This is a genomic window from Mycobacterium sp. TH-M116 (genome assembly GCF_057473685.1).
In genome coordinates, this window is the sequence record NZ_JBYCLC010000231.1 from 1 (window position 1) to 2,193 (window position 2,193).

Below are 2,193 nucleotides of genomic sequence, written 5' to 3' on the forward strand. Positions count from 1 at the left end.
GGGCAGGCCGGGGATTCTCCTCGGGCGCCGACCACAAATCCGCGGGCACGGTTCCCCACGTCGACGGGTTGACCCGCCCGACCTACGCGCTGCGCTCCATGGAGGTCCTCGACGAGGTCATCCTGGCGCTGCGCCGGCTGCATCAACCGGTGATCGCCGCGGTCAACGGCCCGGCCATCGGCGGTGGTCTGTGCCTGGCCCTGGCCGCCGACATCCGCGTCGCCTCGACCGGCGCGTATTTCCGCGCCGCGGGCATCAACAACGGTCTGACCGCCAGCGAACTGGGCCTGAGCTACCTGTTGCCCAGGGCGATCGGATCCTCCCGCGCGTTCGAGATCATGCTGACCGGTCGTGACGTCACCGCCGAGGAGGCCGAACGGATCGGGCTGGTCTCGTGTCAGGTGCCCCAGGACCAGCTGCTGGACACCTGCTATGCGATCGCCGCGCGGATCGCGGCGTTTTCCCGGCCGGGGACCGAGTTGACCAAGCGCACACTGTGGAGCGGTCTCGACGCCGGTAGCCTGGAGGGGCACATGCAGGCCGAGGGTTTGGGACAGCTGTTCGTCCGCCTGCTCACCGAGAACTTCGAAGAGGCAGTCGCCGCGCGCAAAGAGCGCCGGCCGGCGGTGTTCACCGACGACAAATAGGCAAGGGGCGCGATCGTGATCACGGCCACGGACCTCGAGGTCCGCGCTGGCGCGCGCATCCTGCTGTCGCCCGACGGCCCGAGCCTGCGTGTGCAGCCCGGTGACCGCATCGGGCTGGTCGGGCGCAACGGCGCGGGCAAGACCACCACCCTGCGGATCCTGGCGGGGGAGGGGCAGCCCTACGCGGGCTCGGTCACCGTCACCGGCGAAATCGGTTACCTGCCACAAGACCCCAAGCAGGGAGACCTGCAGGTGCTGGCGCGCGACCGGGTGCTGTCGGCCCGCGGGCTCGACGTGCTGCTCAGCGATCTCGAGAAGCAGCAGGTGCTGATGGCCGAGGTCGCCGACGACGAGGCGCGCGACCGCGCGATCCGCCGTTACGGGCAGTTGGAGGAGCGGTTCGTCGCGCTGGGGGGCTACGGCGCCGAAAGCGAGGCCGGCCGCATCTGCGCGAGTCTGGGGCTGCCCGACCGGGTGCTGACGCAGAAACTGCGCACCCTGTCCGGTGGGCAGCGCCGCCGGGTGGAGCTGGCGCGCATCCTGTTCGCGGCATCCGACAACGGTTCTGGTTCGGACACCACGCTGCTGCTCGACGAGCCGACCAACCACCTCGACGCGGATTCGCTCGGCTGGCTGCGCGATTTCCTGCGGGCGTACACCGGCGGGCTGGTCGTCATCAGCCACAACGTCGAATTGCTCGACGACGTCGTCAACCGGGTGTGGTTTCTGGACGCGGTGCGCGGCGAGGTCGACATCTACAACATGGGCTGGAAGAAGTATCTCGACGCCCGGGCCACCGACGAGCAGCGTCGCCGCCGCGAACGCGCCAACGCCGAACGCAAGTCCACCGCGCTGCGCGAGCAGGCGGCCAAGTTGGGCGCCAAGGCGACCAAAGCCGCTGCGGCACAGAACATGTTGCGCCGCGCCGACCGGATGATGGCCGCCCTCGACGACGAACGTGTCGCCGACAAGGTGGCCCGGATCAAGTTCCCGACGCCGGCCCCGTGCGGGCGGACACCGCTGGTGGTCAAGGAGTTGAGCAAGACCTACGGCTCGCTCGAGGTGTTCACCGGGCTGGACCTGGCCATCGACCGCGGCTCGCGGGTGGTGGTGCTCGGGCTCAACGGCGCCGGAAAGACGACACTGTTGCGACTGCTGGCCGGAGTGGAAACTCCCGACACCGGAGGTCTCGAGCCCGGGCACGGTTTGCGGATCGGCTATTTCGCGCAGGAGCACGACACCCTCGACGACGACGCGACCGTGTGGGAGAACATTCGGCACGCCGCACCCGAATCCGGCGAACAGGACCTGCGGGGCCTGCTAGGGGCGTTCATGTTCAGCGGCCCGCAGCTCGACCAGCCGGCGGGCACGCTGTCCGGCGGTGAGAAGACCCGGCTGGCGCTGGCCGGTCTGGTGGCGTCCACGGCCAACGTGTTGCTGCTGGACGAACCGACCAACAACCTCGATCCCGCGTCGCGTGAGCAGGTGCTCGACGCGCTGCGCAGCTACGCCGGTGCCGTGGTGCTGGTGACGCACGACCCCGGTG

Annotated in this window: 2 protein-coding genes; both read left to right on the top strand. The window is 69.6% G+C overall.

Going from position 1 to position 2,193, the window contains the following annotated elements; translation table 11 throughout:
- On the top strand, positions 1-647 hold a 647-nt coding region (locus tag AC2VOK_RS11625), incomplete at its 5' end, for an enoyl-CoA hydratase (RefSeq protein WP_428900603.1).
- A 15-nt stretch (positions 648-662) separates the two neighbouring features.
- Positions 663-2,193 (top strand): ABC-F family ATP-binding cassette domain-containing protein (locus tag AC2VOK_RS11630; protein WP_428900604.1); only part of this gene is annotated, 1,531 nt, incomplete at its 3' end.